Source organism: Pseudomonas sp. LBUM1645, assembly GCF_059716185.1.
Genome location: NZ_CP166811.1, coordinates 5,297,992 through 5,316,137, shown reverse-complemented (window position 1 = coordinate 5,316,137; position 18,146 = coordinate 5,297,992). Strand labels below are relative to the sequence as shown.

Here is an 18,146-nt window from a genome sequence, read left to right as displayed (position 1 = left end):
GTCTGTTGATAGATCTGGTAGATCCGCGCTTTTAAAAAGCTTGGGGAGGATACAGCAGAAGAAATGACAAATAGACTTTTATATCCAATTGTTGCGACGGATGGGGTTGTCTAGACAGGTCTGGAAGAGAGAGCGACACAAAACAAATGTGGGAGCGAGCTTGCTCGCGATAGCGGTCTGACAGTCACCTTAGTATTGACTGTTCAGGCCTCATCGCGAGCAAGCTCGCTCCCACAGGGGACCTGCGGTGCTTGATGGTTATTTGCAGACTTCGGCGATGGCTTCGGCCAGCAAATCCAGACGCGTTGCATCAATCCCGGCCACGTTGGCCCGGCCAGTACCGACCATGTAAACGCTGTGATGATCGCGCAGTTGTTTGACCTGGTCCGGCGTCAAACCGGTGTAGGAAAACATCCCGCGCTGCACGCCGATGTGCGCAAAGCGCTCGCGCAAACCATGAGGTTCAAGCGCTTCAACCAAACCGCTGCGCAGTTGGGCGATACGCAAACGCATGGCTTCCACTTCGTCGGCCCAGAGGCTTTTCAGCTCGGGATCACCGAGGATGGTCGCTACCACAGCAGCGCCGTGATCCGGCGGTGTCGACCACAGGTTGCGGGCGATGTTGGCCAGTTGGCTGCGGATATCCACCAGCTTGTCAGCGGTTTTCGCGCAGACAATCAGCGCGCCGGTGCGGTCGCGGTACAGGCCGAAGTTCTTCGAGCAGGAACTGGTGATCAGCACTTCCGGCAACGCGGCAGCGAATAGCCGAGTCGACCAGGCGTCCTGTTCCAGGCCATCGCCGAAGCCCTGGTAGGCGAAGTCGATCAGTGGCACCAGATCGCGACTGCGCACCACGTCCAGCACCCGACGCCAATCGTCATGGGACAGATCGAACCCGGTCGGGTTGTGGCAGCAGGCGTGCAGCAACACCACATCGCCCTTCGGCGCTTCATTGAGGACCGCGAGCATCGCTTCGACGTCGAGGCGGTTATCGCTGCCGACGTACGGGTAATGGCTGACCTTGACCCCGGCCGCCGCGAAGATGGTTTCGTGGATCGGCCAGGTCGGGTTGCTCAGCCACACGCCACGACCCGGCAGACACTGGGCGATAAAGTCGGCACTCAAGCGCAACGCGCCGGTACCACCCGGTGTTTGGGTCGCGCCGGCCCGTTGCTCGGCGATCAACGCGGAGTCGGCGCCGAGCACCAATTCAACGATGGCCTTGCCGAACGCCGGTTCACCGTGGCCACCGATGTAGGTCTTGGTGGTCTGCCGATCCACCAGGCGTTGCTCGGCGAGCTTCACGGACTGGGGAATCGGTGTCAGGCCCTGGGCATCTTTATAGACGCCCACGCCGAGGTCGAATTTGCGCGGGTTGGGGTCCTGCGCATAGGCCTCCATCAGGCCGAGAATCGGGTCGCCGGGTACTCGTCCGATGGCGTCGAAATGCATTATTTGCGGCCCTCGGCGTCCTTGGCCACTTCGTCAGTGCGCGCGGCCATGATGAAGTCGTTGCGATGCAGGCCTTTGATCGAGTGGCTCCACCAGGTCACGGTGACTTTGCCCCATTCGGTGAGCAGGCCTGGGTGGTGACCTTCGGCCTCGGAGATTTCACCGACGGCGTTGGTGAACGCCAGCGCGTGTTTGAAGTTCTTGAACAGGAAAACTTTTTCCAGCTGCATCACGCTGTCGCGCACTTCAATGTTCCAGTCAGGGATCTGCTTGATCAGTACTGGCAGTTCTTCGTCGCTGACCTGAGGGGCATCGGCGCGGCAGGCTTCGCAATGGGCTTGATTCAATGTGGACATGATGGGTTCCTGAAATCGAATTATTGGAATTCGGCCGTCAATTCACCACGCTAAACCAAAGCGTCGGTTCCTGACAGGCTCACTTGATTCTAAAAGCAGCGGATCACGCAGCCTTTGGCGGAAATTTTGGTGTGTGCAAGCCCAACTGCATGCCTTGCTTGACCATGCCCATGATGTCTTCGTGTGCGAGGTCGAACAGGCGCTTGAGGTTCGGCAGGACAAAGTACAGCGGTTGCAGGATGTCGATGCGGTACGGCGTGCGCATGCATTCCAGTGGATCGAAGGTCTGATGCTCAGGTTCGTTCGACAGGCAGTAAACGGTTTCTTTCGGCGAGGAGAGGATGCCGCCGCCGTAGATGCGCATACCTTCTGAGGTATCGACCAGGCCGAACTCGATGGTCATCCAGTACAAACGCGCCAGGTACACGCGTTCTTCCTTGGTAGCCTGTAGGCCAAGTTTGCCGTAGGTGTGGGTAAATTCGGCGAACCAAGGGTTGGTCAGCAGCGGGCAGTGACCAAAGATCTCGTGGAAAATGTCCGGCTCTTGCAGGTAATCCAGCTCTTCGCGGGTACGAATAAACGTCGCTACCGGGAACTGCTTGTTGGCGAGCAATTCGAAAAAGGTCTGGAAGGGGATCAGTGCGGGTACCCGGGCAACCTGCCACCCGGTGGTTTCACCGAGGACCTTGTTGATCTCACCGAGTTGCGGAATGCGGTCGTGGGGCAGACCGAGTTTTTCGATACCGTCCAGGTATTCCTGGCACGCACGACCCTCGATCACTTTCAATTGGCGAGTAATCAGCGTGTTCCACACCGCATGTTCTTCGGCGGGGTAGTCGATAAAACCTTGCGCATCGGGCTCGCGAGCCACGTATTGCGTCTGCTTCATGCTGCTCTCCTGCTAAGGGATTTCGTTCTTGTTATGTCCTGCTATGGACTTAGAAATACCTCAAGAAATGCAGTGTTGCAGCACGCGAGTCGTGCCGTGCGTAGGAAAATTCATCGTTTTTCGTAAAGTTTTCGTTACGGATTAGCCGCTGCGGCGCAGGGATTGGTATTTCCGGGTTTGAAATGGCGTGCAGGTGTCACATAATCTTGACGACTAAGTTGGTGCCTGTGCAGAAAAATCCTTGCTCAGGCCCTCGATCTCTCCTGTTTCGGGCCTTTATATGCGTATCAAAGTCCACTGCCAGAACCGCATCGGTATCCTGCGCGACATTCTCAACCTGCTGGTGGAGTACGGGATCAACGTCGCTCGCGGCGAGGTCGGCGGTGAGCATGGCAATGCGATCTATCTGCATTGCCCAAACCTGATCAACATTCAGTTCCAGGCGTTGCGTCCGAAATTCGAATCGATTGCCGGGGTTTTTGGCGTCAAGCGCGTAGGGCTGATGCCCAGCGAACGTCGGCACATGGAGCTCAATGCGTTGCTCGGCGCCTTGGAGTTTCCAGTGCTGTCGATCGACATGGGCGGCTCGATCGTCGCGGCCAACCGCGCCGCGGCGCAATTGCTCGGCGTGCGGGTGGATGAGGTGCCAGGGATTCCGCTGTCGCGTTACGCCGAGGATTTCGACTTGCCGGAACTGGTGCGTGCCAACAAGTCGCGGATCAACGGCTTGCGGGTGAAGGTCAAGGGCGACGTGTTTCTCGCCGATATCGCGCCGCTGCAATCGGAGCATGACGACAGCGAAGCCATGGCCGGCGCGGTACTCACGCTGCACCGCGCGGATCGGGTAGGGGAGCGCATCTACAACGTGCGCAAACAGGAATTGCGCGGGTTCGACAGCATTTTCCAAAGCTCGAAGGTGATGGCTGCAGTCGTGCGCGAAGCCCGACGCATGGCGCCGCTGGATGCGCCGCTATTAATAGAAGGTGAAACCGGCACCGGTAAAGAGTTGTTGGCGCGAGCCTGTCACCTGGCGAGTCCGCGGGGGCAGTCACCGTTGATGGCGCTGAACTGCGCCGGTCTACCGGAATCCATGGCTGAGACGGAACTGTTCGGCTACGGCCCCGGCGCTTTCGAGGGGGCGCGGGCCGAAGGCAAACTCGGGCTGCTGGAACTGACGGCGGGGGGTACGCTGTTCCTCGATGGCGTCGGAGAAATGAGCCCGCGTTTACAGGTGAAATTGCTGCGTTTCCTGCAGGACGGTTGCTTCCGTCGTGTGGGCAGCGATGAAGAGGTTTATCTGGATGTGCGGGTGATCTGCGCGACCCAGGTCGACCTGTCCGAGTTGTGTGCACGCGGTGAGTTTCGCCAGGATTTGTATCACCGCTTGAACGTGCTTTCGCTGCACATCCCGCCACTGCGCGAATGCCTCGATGGACTTACGCCGCTGGTGGAGCACTTCCTCGATCAGGCCAGTCGGCAGATCGGTTGCCCGCTGCCGAAACTGGCGCCGGCGGCGATGGAGCGGCTTAGTCACTACCATTGGCCGGGCAATGTTCGGCAATTGGAGAACGTGTTGTTCCAGGCGGTTTCCTTGTGCGAAGGCGGGACCGTCAAGGCCGAACATATTCGCCTGCCGGACTACGGCGTGCGTCAGCCGCTTGGCGATTTCTCACTCGAGGGCGGGTTGGACGAGATTGTCGGGCGCTTCGAGAAAGCGGTGCTTGAGCGTTTGTATTCCGAGCACCCGAGCAGTCGGCAACTGGGCAAGCGGTTGGGGGTTTCGCATACGACCATTGCCAATAAGTTGCGTGAGTACGAAGTCGGCAAAGAACCCGGTAGCGCCTAAATCCTGTAGCAGCTGCCGAGCACCGCGAGGCTGCGTTCGGCGGCGAAGCCGTCGTAGACCCTATGTATGCGGTTTATCTGAAGAACCGCAGCGCCTGAATTCACGACTGCTTCGCAGCCGAACGCAGGCTTCGCCAGCTGCTACAGGAATTTGGTTGTGCCCAAGAGGTGGACACTTGCCTCGAAGCGGCATAACACCGCCGGTTTTTCGACTTCGATACATTTCCCAATTCCCCGCAAAACCCCTCAAGCCCTTTGTTTGCCGGGCCCTGCGCCGCCAGAAAAAAGTTGGTCTGCAAATTGCTTATGGCTCAGCAGTACAGCAGTGGGCGGCAAACGTCCGGCATGCAGAGGAAAGAGTGTGGACAAGTACCTTTATGTGGCAATGACCGGCGCCAGCCAGAATGCACTGGCGCAGAAGGCTCATGCGAACAACCTGGCGAACATCTCCACCAACGGTTTCCAGAAAGACCTGGAGCAGGCTCGTTCGATGCCGGTGTTCGGCGACAGCTTTCCGGCGCGTGCGTTTGCCCTGTCCGAACGTCCGGCCACCGATTTCTCCCCTGGCGCATTGGTGGAAACCGGTCGCGACCTCGATGTCGCGGTGCAAGGCAATGGCTGGATCGCCGTGCAGAACCCTGACGGCGGCGAAAGTTACGTGCGCACCGGCAGCCTGAACGTCGACGCCCTGGGCGTGCTGCGGGCCGGCAACGGTATGCCGGTGATGGGCAATGGCGGGCCGATTGCCGTGCCACCCGAGCAGCAAATCGAAGTGGGCGAAGACGGCACCATCAGCATACGTGCGATGGGCGAAGGTCCGCGCGTGATGGCGGAAGTCGACCGCATCAAACTGGTTAATCCTGACTTCAAGAACATGACCAAAGGCCTGGACGGTTCGATCCACACCAAGGACGGCAAGCCGGCGCAAGCCGATGCCGACGTCAAACTGGTGTCCGGTTTCCTTGAGTCGAGCAACGTCAATGCCGTGGAAGAGATGACTTCGGTACTGGCCCTGGCCAAGCAGTTCGAGCTGCACATCAAGATGATGAACACCGCCAAAGAAGACGACCAGGCCATGGCTCGGGTCTTGCAGATCAGCTAATTATCAGAACGTCGCGCCGTAAAACAGGCGCACGAGGAGAATCGAATGCTTCCGGCTCTATGGGTTGCCAAAACAGGTCTGTCCGCCCAGGACACCAACCTGACGACCATTTCCAACAACCTGGCCAACGTGTCGACCACGGGTTTCAAACGTGACCGCGCCGAATTCCAGGACTTGCTCTACCAGATCAAACGCCAGCCAGGCGCCCAGTCGACCCAGGACAGTGAACTGCCGTCGGGTCTGCAATTGGGTACCGGTGTGCGCATCGTCGGCACCCAGAAAAACTTTACCGCCGGCAGCCTGCAAACCACCGAGCAGCCGTTGGACATGGCCATCGACGGTCGCGGTTTCTTCCAGATTCTGCAGCCGGACGGCACGACTTCCTACACCCGTGACGGTACGTTCCACCTGGACTCCAACGGTCAGATCGTGAACTCCAGCGGCTTCGCCCTGGAGCCGGCCATTGTCATCCCGAACGATGCCCAGACCTTCACGGTCGGTCGCGACGGCACCGTGTCCGTCACCGTTGCCGGCAACGCGGCATCCCAGGTGATCGGCAACCTGCAAACCGCCGACTTCATCAACCCGGCCGGCCTGCAGGCTGTGGGCAACAACCTGTTCCTGGAAACCGCAGCCAGCGGCGCGCCGCAAGTCGGCACCCCGGGCCTGGCCGGTTTCGGCACCACGCTGCAGAACACCCTGGAAACTTCGAACGTCAGCACCGTTGAAGAGATGGTCAACATGATCACCACTCAGCGCGCTTACGAGATGAACTCCAAGGTGATCTCCACCGCCGACCAGATGCTCTCGTTCGTAACGCAGAATCTGTAATCAAGTCTATGAGGCGGCCATCAGGTCGCCTGCAACACCGTGAGGTAGGGTCATGAATCGCTTCGTATCTGTTCTGGCACTGAGTGGGGCCGTCGTGCTCGCGGGCTGCGTTGCCCCGCCGCCCAAGCCCAATGACCCTTACTACGCCCCGGTGTTGCCGCGCACACCGCTGCCGGCTGCCGCCAATAACGGCTCGATCTACCAGGCCGGTTTCGAACAGAACCTGTACAGCGACCGCAAGGCGTTCCGGGTCGGTGACATCATCACCATCACCCTGAACGAACGCACCCAGGCCAGCAAGAACGCCAACTCGCAAATTGGCAAGAACAGCAAGACCGACATCGGTCTGAGCTCGTTTTTCGGGGGCGGCCTGAGCACCAACGATCCGGTGGGTAGCGGCAACCTCAGTCTGGATGTCGGTTATGAAGGCGACCGTGCGACCAAGGGCGACAGCAAGTCCGGGCAGAGCAACAGCCTGACGGGTTCGATCACGGTAACGGTTGCTGACGTGTTGCCCAACGGCATCATCGCCGTGCGCGGCGAGAAGTGGTTGACCCTCAACACCGGCGATGAGCTGGTGCGGATTGCCGGTATGGTCCGATCCGATGACATCGCCACCGATAACACTGTGTCGTCGACCCGTGTCGCCGATGCGCGCATCACCTATTCGGGCACCGGTGCATTTGCCGATGCGAGTCAGCCAGGCTGGTTCGACCGTTTCTTCCTCAGCCCGCTGTTCCCTTTCTAGGTGGCTACGTTGAATCTTAAACACCTGATGGTGGTCGCCCTGATGTTGTCCGCAGCGTTCAACGCGCAAGCCGAGCGGCTGAAGGATATCGCCAGTATTTCCGGCGTGCGTTCCAACCAATTGATCGGCTACGGCCTGGTGGTCGGGCTTAACGGTACCGGCGACCAGACGACGCAAACCCCGTTCACCCTGCAGACCTTCAACAACATGCTCTCGCAATTCGGCATCAAGGTGCCGCCGGGTTCGGGCAACGTGCAGTTGAAGAACGTCGCGGCGGTATCGATCAGTGCTGATTTGCCGGCGTTTGCCAAGCCGGGTCAGCAGGTCGACATCACCGTATCGTCCATCGGTAACTCCAAGAGCCTGCGCGGCGGCACCTTGCTGCTGACGCCGCTGAAGGGTATCGACGGTAACGTCTATGCGATCGCCCAGGGTAACCTGGTGGTCGGCGGTTTTGACGCCGAAGGTCGTGACGGTTCGAAGATCACCGTTAACGTTCCGTCGGCCGGTCGTATCCCGGGCGGTGCGTCGGTTGAGCGTTCGGTGCCGAGCGGCTTCAACCAGGGCAACAGCCTGACGCTGAACCTCAATCGTTCGGACTTCACCACGGCCAAGCGCATCGTCGACAAGATCAACAACATGCTCGGCCCTGGCGTTGCCCAGGCCATCGACGGCGGCTCGATTCGTGTCAGCGCGCCACTTGATCCGAGCCAGCGCGTCGACTATTTGTCGATCATCGAGAACCTTGAAGTCGACCCGGGTCAGGCGGTGGCGAAAGTCATCATCAACTCGCGGACCGGCACCATCGTGATCGGCCAGAACGTCAAGGTTTCCCCGGCCGCCGTGACCCACGGCAGCCTGACCGTGACCATCACCGAAGACCCGATCGTCAGCCAGCCCGGCCCTCTGTCCAATGGGCAGACGGCGGTCGTGCCGCGCTCGCGGGTCAACGCCCAGCAGGAAGCCAAACCGATGTTCAAGTTCGGTCCGGGCACCACCCTCGACGAAATCGTGCGTGCGGTGAACCAGGTCGGCGCGGCGCCGGGTGACTTGATGGCGATCCTCGAAGCACTGAAACAGGCCGGCGCGTTGCAAGCCGACCTGATCGTGATCTGAGGACGGCGACGATGGATATGCGCAAGGGCGGATTGGGGGTCAGCAGCAACGATTCGGGTTCCTATTCGGACCTGAATCGCTTGAACCAGCTCAAGGTCGGCGACAAGGACAGTGACGGGAACATGCGCAAGGTTGCGCAGGAATTCGAGTCGCTGTTCCTCGGTGAAATGCTCAAGTCCATGCGCTCGGCCACCGACGCGCTGGGTCAGGACAATCCGCTCAACACGCCGGCAGCCAAGCAATACCAGGAAATGTACGACCAGCAGTTGGCCGTTTCCATGTCCCGTGAGGGTGGCGGTATTGGTCTGGCTGACGTGCTGATGCGTCAGATGTCGAAGAACAAACCGCTGGCCCCGGGCGAGGCTGCTGCCGCGTCAGCCGCCAAGCAAGCTGCCGCGAAAGCCGCCGTGGAAACACCGATTGGCGCTGGCACGGTCGCCACCAACGGGCCGCTGTCGCGTCTCAATGGCGAGCGTCCGTTGTGGGCTTCGCGCTCAGTGAGGTCGCCAGCCAGTGCGGGCGAGGGCACTCATCGCAATGACATGGCGCTGATCAATCAGCGGCGTTTGGCACTGCCGCCGAAACTGGCCGATCGCTTGCTCGCAGGGCTGGTGCCGTCGGCATCGACCACTGCCGCGACCGCCACGACGGCGCAGAACAACATCCAAATGCCACAGAGCACCAAGACCGGTTCCGGCCCCCTGTACAACGGCGATTGGCTGGCTTCGCAAACGGATGCGACATCCAGCGGGCGCCTGCAGGTTTATGGTCGTGCCATGGCGCAAATACCGCTGGCGCCGGCGAAGAAAGCGTTCAGTTCCGCCGACGAATTCGTCAACACCATGCTGCCGATGGCCAAAGAGGCCGCCGAACGCATTGGTGTCGATCCGCGTTACCTGGTGGCACAGGCCGCCCTGGAAACCGGTTGGGGCAAATCGGTCATGCGTGCTCAGGATGGCAGCAGCAGCCACAACCTGTTTGGCATCAAGGCCAGCAGCAGTTGGAAGGGCGAATCGGCGCGGGCAATCACCAGCGAATTCAGGAATGGCGAGATGGTCAAGGAGACGGCTCAGTTCCGTTCCTATGACTCTTACAAGGAAAGCTTCCATGACCTTGTGACGCTGCTGCAAACCAACAATCGCTATCAAGATGTTGTGAAGTCGGCCGATAACCCAGAACAGTTTGTGCGCGAGTTGCAAAAGGCCGGTTACGCAACCGACCCGGACTACGCAAGCAAGATTTCGCAGATAGCCAAGCAGATGACGAGTTACCAGAACTACGCTGCGGCGGGCGCTACCACCACGCCTCTATAGGCATAAGCTATAAGGTCTGAACCATGAGTTTGCTCAATATCGGGATGTCGGGGCTGGCTGCTGGCCATTCCTCATTGCTGACTACCGGCAATAACATCGCCAACGTCGACACCGCTGGTTACTCGCGGCAGCAAACTGTGCAGGGCACCAAAGGCTCCGTTCAGTACGGCAATGTATTCATCGGTACCGGTACGACGCTGGCCGATGTGCGCCGGGTGTACAACAGCTATCTCGATACTCAGTTGCAGACCACCACTTCGCTCAATAGCGATGCGCAAGCGTATCTGGGGCAGGCCACGCAAGTGGACAAGCTGTTGTCCGACAGCGGCACCGGTATTACCAAAACGCTGCAATCGTTCTTCTCGTCGTTGCAAACGCTGTCCGCCAACTCCAATGACAGCGCTGCACGTCAAGCGTTGTTGACCAATGCCCAGGGGTTGAGCAGTCGCTTCAATGCCATCTCCCAGCAATTGAATCAGCAAGGCACGTACATCAACGATCAGCTGGGCTCGATGGCTGAGCAGGTCAATAAGCTGGCGGCGACTGTTGCGGCCTACAACAAGAAAATCAGTGAGGTCAGTGGTTCGGGCGGCATGCCCAACGACCTGCTGGACCAGCGCAACGAGACCGTTCGCCAGCTCTCCGAGCTGGTGGGCACGCAAGTCACAGAAACCAACGGCAGGCTGGATATTTATCTGGGAAGCGGTCAGCCGCTGGTCATCGGTGATACGGCCAATACGTTGCGCGTGGCGGCCGACAAGAATGACCCTACCCGGTCCTCGATCATCATGGATCGCGGCAGTTCGACGATTGATATCACTTCCCGGGTCAGCGGCGGCGAGATGGGCGGCCTGTTGCGTTACCGCGACGATGTGCTGACGCCTGCCGTCAACGGGCTGGGTCGCATCGCCATGGTGGTGGCCGATCAGGTCAACAAACAGTTGGGGCAGGGGCTGGATCAGAGCGGCAATTTTGGCTCGGCGTTGTTTAACGACATCAATAGCCTAAAGGCCATCAGCCAGCGCAGTATCGCCAATGGCAACAACGACCCGACGTCCGGCAATCTCAACGTCACCATCAAAGACACCGGCAAGCTGACGGCCAGCGATTACCAGGTGACCTTCACTAGTGCCACCGGCTACAGCGTGCGTCGTCTGTCGGATAATACCGACATGGGCAGTTTCACCCTGCCTGTACCCCCGGCCGCAGCCCCGGTCATCGACGGCTTCAGCCTGAGCCTCAATGCTGGACCGGTGAAGGCCGGCGACACCTTCAAGATTACCCCGACCCGCAGTTCAGCAGCGGACATGGCCACCGTCATGACTGACGCCAAGACCTTGGCCACAGCCGCTCCGCTGACGTCCACCAAGGCCTCGGGCAATGACGGCACCGGTGCTGTCAGCCAGCCAACGTTGAGTACTGCACTGGATATCTATGATCCGGTACAGCGCCTGGAAGTACAGACGGCGGTCAAGGCGGCGATGCCGGTTCGCCTGCTCATGACCAGCAGCACCGCTTATGAGGTGTTCGACGCCAAAGGCACCAGCATCGGGACCGGCAGCATCGTGCCTGGTCAGAACAACGATCTGAGTATTTCGGTGCCTTACACGGACGCCGGGGGCGCTGCGAAAACCTTCAAGGTCGCAATGACCGTCAGCGGCAGCCCCGCCAAGGACGACAGTTTCAATATCTCGATGACGGCGCCCGGCAGTACTGACAACCGCAACGCCCAAGCGCTGCTCGGTCTGCAAACCAAGGCCACGGTCGGTGCTAACACTACCAGTCCGGGCGTGAGCTTCACTGAGGCCTACGGCGGTCTTGTCTCCTCGGTCGGCTCCATGACCAAGCAGGGTCAATTGGATGCCACGGCGACTGACACCATCCTGACCCAGGCCAGGAACTCGCGCGACTCGCTGTCGGGCGTTGATCTCGATGAAGAGACCGGCAACCTGATCAAATTCCAGCAGTACTATTCGGCCTCTTCGCAGATCATCAAGACTGCGCAGGAAATCTTCAGCACTCTGATCAATGCCCTTTAAGGAGCCGTAGAACATGCGTATTTCTACTGCACAGTATTATGCGACGACGGCTGCCAACTATCAGCGCAACTTCAATAACCTGCTGAAGTCGGCCGAGCAGGCCAGTAGTGGTGTGAAGCTTGAGACAGCGGCGGATGATCCGGTCGGTGCGGCCCGCTTGCTGCAACTCGATCAGCAAAAAGCGATGCTGGGTCAGTACACGACCAACATCAGCGCCTTGAACACCGCTCAGGCGCAGGAAGAAAGCGTGCTGGACAGCATCAACAACGTGCTGCAAAAAGTCAGCGAGTTGGCGGTGCGTGCCGGTGGCGGCTCGTTGAACGACGATGATCGTAAATCCATTGCGGCAGAACTCGGTCAGGCTGAAGATCAACTGCTGAGCCTGATGAACAGCAAGGATGCCAACGGCAAGTACATCTTTTCCGGCGCCAGCAACAACACTCAGCCCTTCGCGCGAAATAGCGACGGCACCTACAGCTATCAGGGTGACCAGACCCAGCTGCAATTGAAGATCGGTGACTCGATGTCGCTGGGACTCAACGATACCGGTTGGGACGTGTTCCAGCAGGCCATCAACGCCGCTCGAAGCTCGACCACCATGACCGCGCCGGCAGTCAATGACGGGCGTGTGGCCCTGTCGCCGGGCCTGGTGAGTTCCGGCCCGGCTTTCGATGCAAGTTTCCGCAGTGGTCAGCCGTATACGCTGGCGTTCACCAGCAGCACCCAGTTTTCGATAACGGATGCCTTGGGGAATGACGTGACCGCCGAGGCGAGTCAGGGCGGGGTGTTTGATCCGAATGCCAAGGGCGGCTCTGACGTCAACTTTCGTGGTGTGACCTTTACACTGGATATCACTTTCCAGGCCGGTGACAACGCCACCAACGCCGATGCGGTGATCGCCACTCACAGTTTCCAGTTGACGGCCAAGCCGGACAGCTTTGTCAGCAACCGTGCGCCGAGCAATGGGTCGACGGCTTTGGTGAGCCAGTCTTCGGTGACCAACGCTGCGGACTACCAGAGCTTTTTCCCTGAAGGCGGAGCGGTTCTGAAATTCACCAGCCCTACAACCTTCGACCTGTTCGCTCGTCCGTTGACCAACAGCAGCACACCGGTCACCTCCGGGTCCGTGGCGGCGGGTGTGGCGACGGCGGCCGGTGTCAGCTTTACCCTCAGTGGGGGCGCACCCGCTGTGGGCGATCAATTCGACATCGCGGTCAATACTCACCAGACCCAGAACGTGCTGGATACCATCAGCCAGCTGCGTCAGGCGCTTGACTCACCGACCCAGGGCAACCCGACCGCGCAGCGCTTTCTGGAAGACACCGTAGCTTCGGCAATTGCCAACCTGGGCAATGCCAAGAACCAGGTCGACCTGGCCCGTGGCGCTATCGGTGCCCGGGGTAACGTGATGGATATGCAGGCCGAACAAAACCAGAGCACTAGCCTGATCAACGATTCAACGCAGAACGGAATCAAGAATACCGATCCTGCGGAAGTGCTGACGCGTCTGACCTTGCAGCAGACCATGCTGCAAGCGGCGCAACTGGCGTTCTCGAAGATTTCCCAGCTGGGCCTGTTCAACAAGCTTTGAGTCGGTCTTGACCGCTCGCGGCCAGTCCCTGTCATAAGGGGCTGGCTTTTTTTTTGCGTTTTTTTTGAGAAGATCGAGGCAGGTCCGGACTGCGCTGGGGTCACAAAATGAAATAAAGCACCGATCTCTGAGTGACCCGCCAGTCAAAACGCGCATCTTCACTGTATCCTGTCCGCGGGCGGTGAAGGTGGTGGGCCTGCTCAAGGCGATCCTTGAGTCCCGACGTTGCCTCCTCTGGGGGCAAGCCCTGACTGTAGACGCCCTCGATTCAGCGAGCGGCGATATTCAGCTGTTTATTATTGGGAAGCCATAATGATTGGCATAAAAAACATAGCGAGTTACGTGCCGGCAGCCGGGGTTGACAACTACGCCCAGGGTGCAAAGTTCGACAAGGACGAAACCTTCATCCTTGGCAAGATCGGCTCGGCGTTTTTGCCGCGCAAGGGTGCCGATCAGGAAACTTCGGATCTGTGCGTCGAAGCAGTCAATGCCCTGTTCGCCGCCAGTCCCGAACTCAAACGTGAATCCATCGATTGTCTGATCGTCGTCACCCAGAACGGTGACGAGGAAGGTCTGCCGCATACTGCTGCGATCGTTCAGGACAAGCTGGGTCTGCCAACCCATGTTGCCGCTTTTGATATCTCCCTGGGCTGCTCCGGCTACGTGTACGGCATCTATGCCCTCAAGGGGTTCATGGAAGCGACGGGGCTGAAAAATGGCCTGCTGGTGACGGCTGATCCGTACTCGAAGATTGTCGACCCGGAAGACCGCAACACCACCATGCTGTTCGGCGATGCCGCCACTGCGACCTGGATGGGCGAAAACGCTGTCTGGCAGCTGGGCAAGTCGAAGTTTGGCACTGACGGTTCCGGTGCGCCGCACCTCAAGGTCACCGATGGCGTGTTCTACATGAACGGCCGCCAGGTCTTCAACTTCGCTTTGCTGAAAGTCCCGGCCCATTTGCACGAGCTGCTGGATGAGTCCAACTTGCAGGCGCACGATATCGACGCTTTCTGCATTCACCAGGGCAGCGCGGCGATTGTCGATGCCGTTGCACGTCGCTTCGAAGAAGGCGAGCCGGAGAAGTTCATCAAGGACATGCTCGAAACCGGTAACACGGTGTCTTCGAGTATTCCGCTGCTGTTGCAGAACCACGTGTTCGATTCCAAGTGGACCCGTGTGGCCATCAGTGGTTTCGGCGTAGGCCTGTCGTGGGGCTCGGCGATTCTCTTTCGCGGCTGATCGGCTGCGCAGCAATGACGCAATGAAAAACGCCCGGGAACGAAAGTTTCCGGGCGTTTTGCGTTTTACTGGCGCCAGAATTTCTGGCTCCAAGGCCTTGAAACTAAAGGGCTGGCAAGCTGCCACTAAAAATTTCGAAAAAACCCCTCAAGCAAAGCCTCTTCACGACGATAACTATTACGTAGGTTCTCTAGGCCACACCCGACGGATGTCAGGGCCGGAAGCCGCAGTATCCATCCAACGAGGATTTCGTCATGGCTTTAACAGTAAACACCAACCTTGCATCGCTGACCGTACAGAACAACCTGAACAAAGCTTCCGGTAATCTGCAAACTTCGATGCAGCGTCTGTCTTCCGGCCTGCGTATCAACAGCGCTAAAGACGATGCGGCCGGCCTGCAAATCTCCAACCGTCTGACCAGCCAGATCAACGGCCTGGGCACTGCCATCAAGAACGCCGGTGACGGCATCTCCATCGCGCAAACTGCTGAAGGCGCGATGCAGGAATCCACCAACATTCTGCAGAAAATGCGTACCCTGGCCCTGGCTTCCGCGAACGGCTCGCCAAGCGCTGAAGACCGTAAGTCGAACAACGCCGAGTACTCGGCTCTGACTTCCGAGCTGACCCGTATCGCTACCACTACTACCTTCGGTGGTCGTAACCTGCTGGACGGTTCTTTTGGTACTACCGCTTTCCAGGTTGGCGCCAACTCCAACCAGACTATCAACATGACTCTGGGCGACGTATCGGCTAGCAACATCGGCTCCCAGCAGATGAAGAGTGCTTCCATTAAGCCGGGCGCTGGTGTGACCACTGGGTCTGTCACTGTCGTTGGTGGTGGTCAGACAGCAACTTTGGCTATCGGCACTGCTGACTCTGCCAAGACCACAGCTGCTCAGTTTAACGGCGCTATCGGTGGTCTGACTGCCACTGCCAGCACTGAAGCCCAGTTCACCTTTAACGCTGCTGTTGTCAACGCAGCTACTCCCGCTAACTTCACCATGAATGTGGGTGGTGCTTCGGTCGCCTTTGTCGGTGTAACTAATGCTGCCGATATGGCTGAACAGTTGAAGTCCAACGCAGCCAAACTGGGTATCAGCGTTAATAACGATGCCAAAACTGGTTTGTCGATTAAGTCCGACACTGGTGAGAATATCAGTTTCACTGCTGGTGACGCCGGCGCTCTTGGTATCTCGATTGCAACCAAAAACGGTGCTGGTACTCTTGGTGCTGCTACAGCTATTGCCCCTGGCGTAATTGCGACTGGTGCTATGAAGCTGAACTCCACCAGCGGTTATTCTGTTAGTGGTACCGCAGCGACCGTGGCTGATTTGTTCGGTGCTGTTACCGCTTCTGCTAAGTTAACTGTTTCCAACACTAACGTGACCACCGCTGCAAGCGCGCAAGACGCTGTTGACGTGATCTCCCAGGCGATCGCCAACATCGACTCCCAGCGTGCTGACCTCGGTGCGGTACAAAACCGTTTCGACAGCACCGTGTCGAACCTGCGCAGCATCTCGGACAACTCCACTGCTGCACGTGGCGTGATCCAGGACGTTGACTTCGCGGCAGAAACTGCTCAGCTGACCAAGCAACAAACCCTGCAACAGGCGTCCACTGCGATCCTGTCCCAGGCTAACCAGCTGCCATCCGCTGTACTGAAGCTGCTTCAGTAATATCAGCGCTTGGTGACTGACGGAAGGGCGCGTTTACGTGCCCTTTCGTCTTTTCCGTGATGAGGAGATTTAGCATGGACATGAGCGTCAAGTTGAACCTGTCTTATCCAGCCGTTGCCCCTCAAAGTGCAACGCCGACCGTCACTGCCAAACAGGAGCAGCCCAAGGCTGAACCCGTCGCGCAATCGGGCTCCGAGCCCAAGCGTGACGATCTGGAAAAGGCAGTGACCGATATTCGGGAATTCGTCCAGGCTGCCCAGCGCAAGCTGGATTTTTCCATTGATGATTCCACCGGCCGGGTCGTGGTCAAGGTCATCGCCACCGAAACCGGTGACGTGATTCGCCAGATCCCTTCGGAAACCGCATTGAAGCTTGCACAGAGCCTGACGGACGCCAGCAGCTTGCTGTTTGACGCCAAGGCTTGAGCTGGCATGAATTTTGTTGCTGTCGCTGGTTAAGGCGCTCTTAGTCAAGAAAACGGCAGCCACTGGATAAGGAGAGAGATGATGGCGGGTTCAACGGTTAGCGGTATTGGTTCGAACATCGATACCCAAGCGATCGTGAAGTCTTTGGTCGATTCCGAAAGGGCGCCGAAGCAGACACAGATCAATAGCCAGACGCTGAAAGCGACTACCTCGCTGTCGTCTATCGGCAAAATCCAGGCGGCGCTGGATGCCTTTCGTGGCGCGTTGGACAACATGAAGACGACCGCCACCTTCAGTGGGCTGGCTGGTTCGTCGTCCGACGAGAAAGTCGCAACTATTACCACCGGTACAGGCGCAGCGGCCGGCAGTTTCTCGCTGTTGGTGACCAAGTTGGCGACAGCGTCGAAAATTTCGACCAAGGTCTTTACTGATGGCGCGTCTTCAGTAGTTAACGCTGGCGCAACTCCGACCACGTTGACCATTAAGCAGGGCACTAACACGTTCGACGTCAGCATTCCTGCTGGCGCGACGTTGCAACAGGTCCGCGACTCGATCAACTCGCAGTACGCCAACCAAGGCTTGAGTGCCAACATTCTGACCGACGCCAGCGGTTCTCGAATGGTGCTGACCTCGACTACGACAGGTGTAGGTTCGGACCTGATTCTCAGTGGCAGCTCTGGTCTGAATGTTGGCACCTCGGTCCTCGCTACACCGCAGAATGCCGAGTACGTTCTCGACGGCGTGTCGATGAGCTCCAAAAGCAATACCATTGCCGATGCGGTGAGCGGGATCACCGTCAAACTGACAGGGGTGTCTCCTGTTCCGTCAGGTGGTGGAGCGGCGACACCGGCGACTATCACAGTGTCTGCCAGTAGTACGACGCTGAAGTCGGCGGTGAAGGGTTTTGTCGATACCTACAACGCATTGATCAAGGCGGCCAACGCTGAAACCCAGGTCACCACCAATGCCGATGGTTCGGTAACGTCCGGCGCCCTGACAGGCGATGCCTCTCTGCGCTCAATGCTGTCGGCGGTACGTACTGAGCTGAATGCGATGGGTGGCACCGGTCAGATGAAGTCTCTCGCTCAGTTCGGTGTCAAGACCGACCAGAAAACCGGGACACTATCAATCGACGACAAACTGTTCGATGCCGCGGTCATCACCAATGCCGCCGACATCAACGGCATCTTCACCGGCGACACCGGTTTGCTGGCGCGTATGAAAACCGCGACTGACAGCTTCGCCCTGAGCAAGACCGGTGTGTTCGCAGCACGCTCGGCGAGCCTGACCGACAGCCTGAACGATTTGAAAAAGCAGCAGGACTCCCTCGACTCGCGGATGACCAGCCTGCAATTGAGCCTGACCGCCAAGTACACCGCCATGGACTCCCTGGTGGCTAAACTGCGCGCGCAGAGCGACAGCATCATGACCACGCTCAATGCACTGAACAATCCGAAGTCCGACTGATCCGGATCAGGCATAAAAAAACCCAGGCAGGCTGTAATAACAGCGCCTGGGTTT

Annotated in this window: 15 protein-coding genes; 12 read left to right on the top strand and 3 right to left on the bottom strand. The window is 58.6% G+C overall.

Annotated features, from left to right (window positions below):
• Positions 1 to 258: 258 nt before the first annotated feature.
• The 3 genes from ACA079_RS24030 to phhA all read right to left on the bottom strand — a co-directional run bounded on the left by ACA079_RS24030 (position 259) and on the right by phhA (position 2,697).
• Positions 259 to 1,452: an amino acid aminotransferase gene (locus ACA079_RS24030; RefSeq protein ID WP_497701187.1), complete on the bottom strand. Its 1,194-nt coding sequence runs from the start codon at positions 1,450 to 1,452 to the stop codon at positions 259 to 261.
• Positions 1,452 to 1,808 (bottom strand): 4a-hydroxytetrahydrobiopterin dehydratase, encoded by a 357-nt coding sequence (locus tag ACA079_RS24025; protein WP_008030478.1) that lies wholly within the window; start codon positions 1,806 to 1,808, stop codon positions 1,452 to 1,454. The genes ACA079_RS24030 and ACA079_RS24025 overlap by 1 nt, the downstream gene beginning before the upstream one ends.
• 103 nt (positions 1,809 to 1,911) lie before the next feature.
• Positions 1,912 to 2,697 carry a phenylalanine 4-monooxygenase gene (phhA, locus tag ACA079_RS24020; protein WP_497701186.1) on the bottom strand — a complete coding sequence of 262 codons (786 nt, stop codon included), beginning with the start codon at positions 2,695 to 2,697 and terminating at the stop codon, positions 1,912 to 1,914.
• A 280-nt stretch (positions 2,698 to 2,977) separates the two neighbouring features.
• Between phhA and ACA079_RS24015 the strand changes: the two genes are divergently transcribed.
• From ACA079_RS24015 to fliD, 12 genes are all read left to right on the top strand, one after another.
• Complete coding sequence (locus ACA079_RS24015; protein WP_282479852.1) at positions 2,978 to 4,543, top strand: sigma-54-dependent transcriptional regulator; 1,566 nt, start codon at positions 2,978 to 2,980, stop codon at positions 4,541 to 4,543.
• Positions 4,544 to 4,903: 360 nt separating this feature from the next.
• Positions 4,904 to 5,644 carry a flagellar basal body rod protein FlgF gene (locus ACA079_RS24010; RefSeq protein ID WP_056742140.1) on the top strand — a complete coding sequence of 247 codons (741 nt, stop codon included), beginning with the start codon at positions 4,904 to 4,906 and terminating at the stop codon, positions 5,642 to 5,644.
• 45 nt (positions 5,645 to 5,689) lie between these two features.
• The gene (gene flgG, locus ACA079_RS24005; RefSeq protein WP_497701185.1) at positions 5,690 to 6,475 is read left to right on the top strand and encodes a flagellar basal-body rod protein FlgG; all 786 of its coding nucleotides are present in this window, start codon (positions 5,690 to 5,692) and stop codon (positions 6,473 to 6,475) included.
• Between the two features lie 52 nt (positions 6,476 to 6,527).
• Positions 6,528 to 7,223 (top strand): flagellar basal body L-ring protein FlgH, encoded by a 696-nt coding sequence (gene flgH, locus ACA079_RS24000; protein ID WP_497631214.1) that lies wholly within the window; start codon positions 6,528 to 6,530, stop codon positions 7,221 to 7,223.
• A gap of 27 nt (positions 7,224 to 7,250) precedes the next feature.
• Entirely contained in the window at positions 7,251 to 8,339 is a 1,089-nt protein-coding gene (locus ACA079_RS23995) for a flagellar basal body P-ring protein FlgI (protein ID WP_497704371.1), read from the top strand.
• Positions 8,340 to 8,350: 11 nt separating this feature from the next.
• Positions 8,351 to 9,652 (top strand): flagellar assembly peptidoglycan hydrolase FlgJ, encoded by a 1,302-nt coding sequence (gene flgJ / locus ACA079_RS23990; protein ID WP_497701184.1) that lies wholly within the window; start codon positions 8,351 to 8,353, stop codon positions 9,650 to 9,652.
• A gap of 23 nt (positions 9,653 to 9,675) precedes the next feature.
• Positions 9,676 to 11,691: a flagellar hook-associated protein FlgK gene (gene flgK / locus ACA079_RS23985; RefSeq protein WP_497701183.1), complete on the top strand. Its 2,016-nt coding sequence runs from the start codon at positions 9,676 to 9,678 to the stop codon at positions 11,689 to 11,691.
• A gap of 13 nt (positions 11,692 to 11,704) precedes the next feature.
• Positions 11,705 to 13,282 carry a flagellar hook-associated protein 3 gene (locus ACA079_RS23980; protein WP_497701182.1) on the top strand — a complete coding sequence of 526 codons (1,578 nt, stop codon included), beginning with the start codon at positions 11,705 to 11,707 and terminating at the stop codon, positions 13,280 to 13,282.
• A 312-nt stretch (positions 13,283 to 13,594) separates the two neighbouring features.
• On the top strand, positions 13,595 to 14,524 hold the full coding sequence (locus ACA079_RS23975; RefSeq protein ID WP_497701181.1) for a ketoacyl-ACP synthase III: 930 nt from the start codon (positions 13,595 to 13,597) through the stop codon (positions 14,522 to 14,524).
• A 254-nt stretch (positions 14,525 to 14,778) separates the two neighbouring features.
• Entirely contained in the window at positions 14,779 to 16,200 is a 1,422-nt protein-coding gene (locus tag ACA079_RS23970) for a flagellin N-terminal helical domain-containing protein (protein WP_497701180.1), read from the top strand.
• Positions 16,201 to 16,274: 74 nt separating this feature from the next.
• A complete protein-coding gene (locus tag ACA079_RS23965; protein ID WP_497701179.1) occupies positions 16,275 to 16,625 on the top strand; it encodes a flagellar protein FlaG in 351 nt (116 codons plus the stop codon).
• A gap of 81 nt (positions 16,626 to 16,706) precedes the next feature.
• On the top strand, positions 16,707 to 18,092 hold the full coding sequence (fliD, locus tag ACA079_RS23960; protein ID WP_497701178.1) for a flagellar filament capping protein FliD: 1,386 nt from the start codon (positions 16,707 to 16,709) through the stop codon (positions 18,090 to 18,092).
• The last annotated feature ends 54 nt before the right edge of the window (positions 18,093 to 18,146 follow it).

Bases quoted from the DNA above. Each gene is read 5' to 3' on its own strand.
- ACA079_RS23995 (WP_497704371.1), top strand. From the start codon at position 7,251: ATGGTGGTCGCCCTGATGTTGTCCGCAGCGTTCAACGCGCAAGCCGAG.
- fliD (WP_497701178.1), top strand. From the start codon at position 16,707: ATGGCGGGTTCAACGGTTAGCGGTATTGGTTCGAACATCGATACCCAA.
- ACA079_RS24025 (WP_008030478.1), bottom strand. From the start codon at position 1,808: ATGTCCACATTGAATCAAGCCCATTGCGAAGCCTGCCGCGCCGATGCC.
- flgK (WP_497701183.1), top strand. From the start codon at position 9,676: ATGAGTTTGCTCAATATCGGGATGTCGGGGCTGGCTGCTGGCCATTCC.
- ACA079_RS23975 (WP_497701181.1), top strand. From the start codon at position 13,595: ATGATTGGCATAAAAAACATAGCGAGTTACGTGCCGGCAGCCGGGGTT.
- flgG (WP_497701185.1), top strand. From the start codon at position 5,690: ATGCTTCCGGCTCTATGGGTTGCCAAAACAGGTCTGTCCGCCCAGGAC.
- ACA079_RS23980 (WP_497701182.1), top strand. From the start codon at position 11,705: ATGCGTATTTCTACTGCACAGTATTATGCGACGACGGCTGCCAACTAT.
- ACA079_RS24015 (WP_282479852.1), top strand. From the start codon at position 2,978: ATGCGTATCAAAGTCCACTGCCAGAACCGCATCGGTATCCTGCGCGAC.
- ACA079_RS23965 (WP_497701179.1), top strand. From the start codon at position 16,275: ATGGACATGAGCGTCAAGTTGAACCTGTCTTATCCAGCCGTTGCCCCT.
- ACA079_RS23970 (WP_497701180.1), top strand. From the start codon at position 14,779: ATGGCTTTAACAGTAAACACCAACCTTGCATCGCTGACCGTACAGAAC.
- flgJ (WP_497701184.1), top strand. From the start codon at position 8,351: ATGGATATGCGCAAGGGCGGATTGGGGGTCAGCAGCAACGATTCGGGT.
- ACA079_RS24030 (WP_497701187.1), bottom strand. From the start codon at position 1,452: ATGCATTTCGACGCCATCGGACGAGTACCCGGCGACCCGATTCTCGGC.
- flgH (WP_497631214.1), top strand. From the start codon at position 6,528: ATGAATCGCTTCGTATCTGTTCTGGCACTGAGTGGGGCCGTCGTGCTC.
- phhA (WP_497701186.1), bottom strand. From the start codon at position 2,697: ATGAAGCAGACGCAATACGTGGCTCGCGAGCCCGATGCGCAAGGTTTT.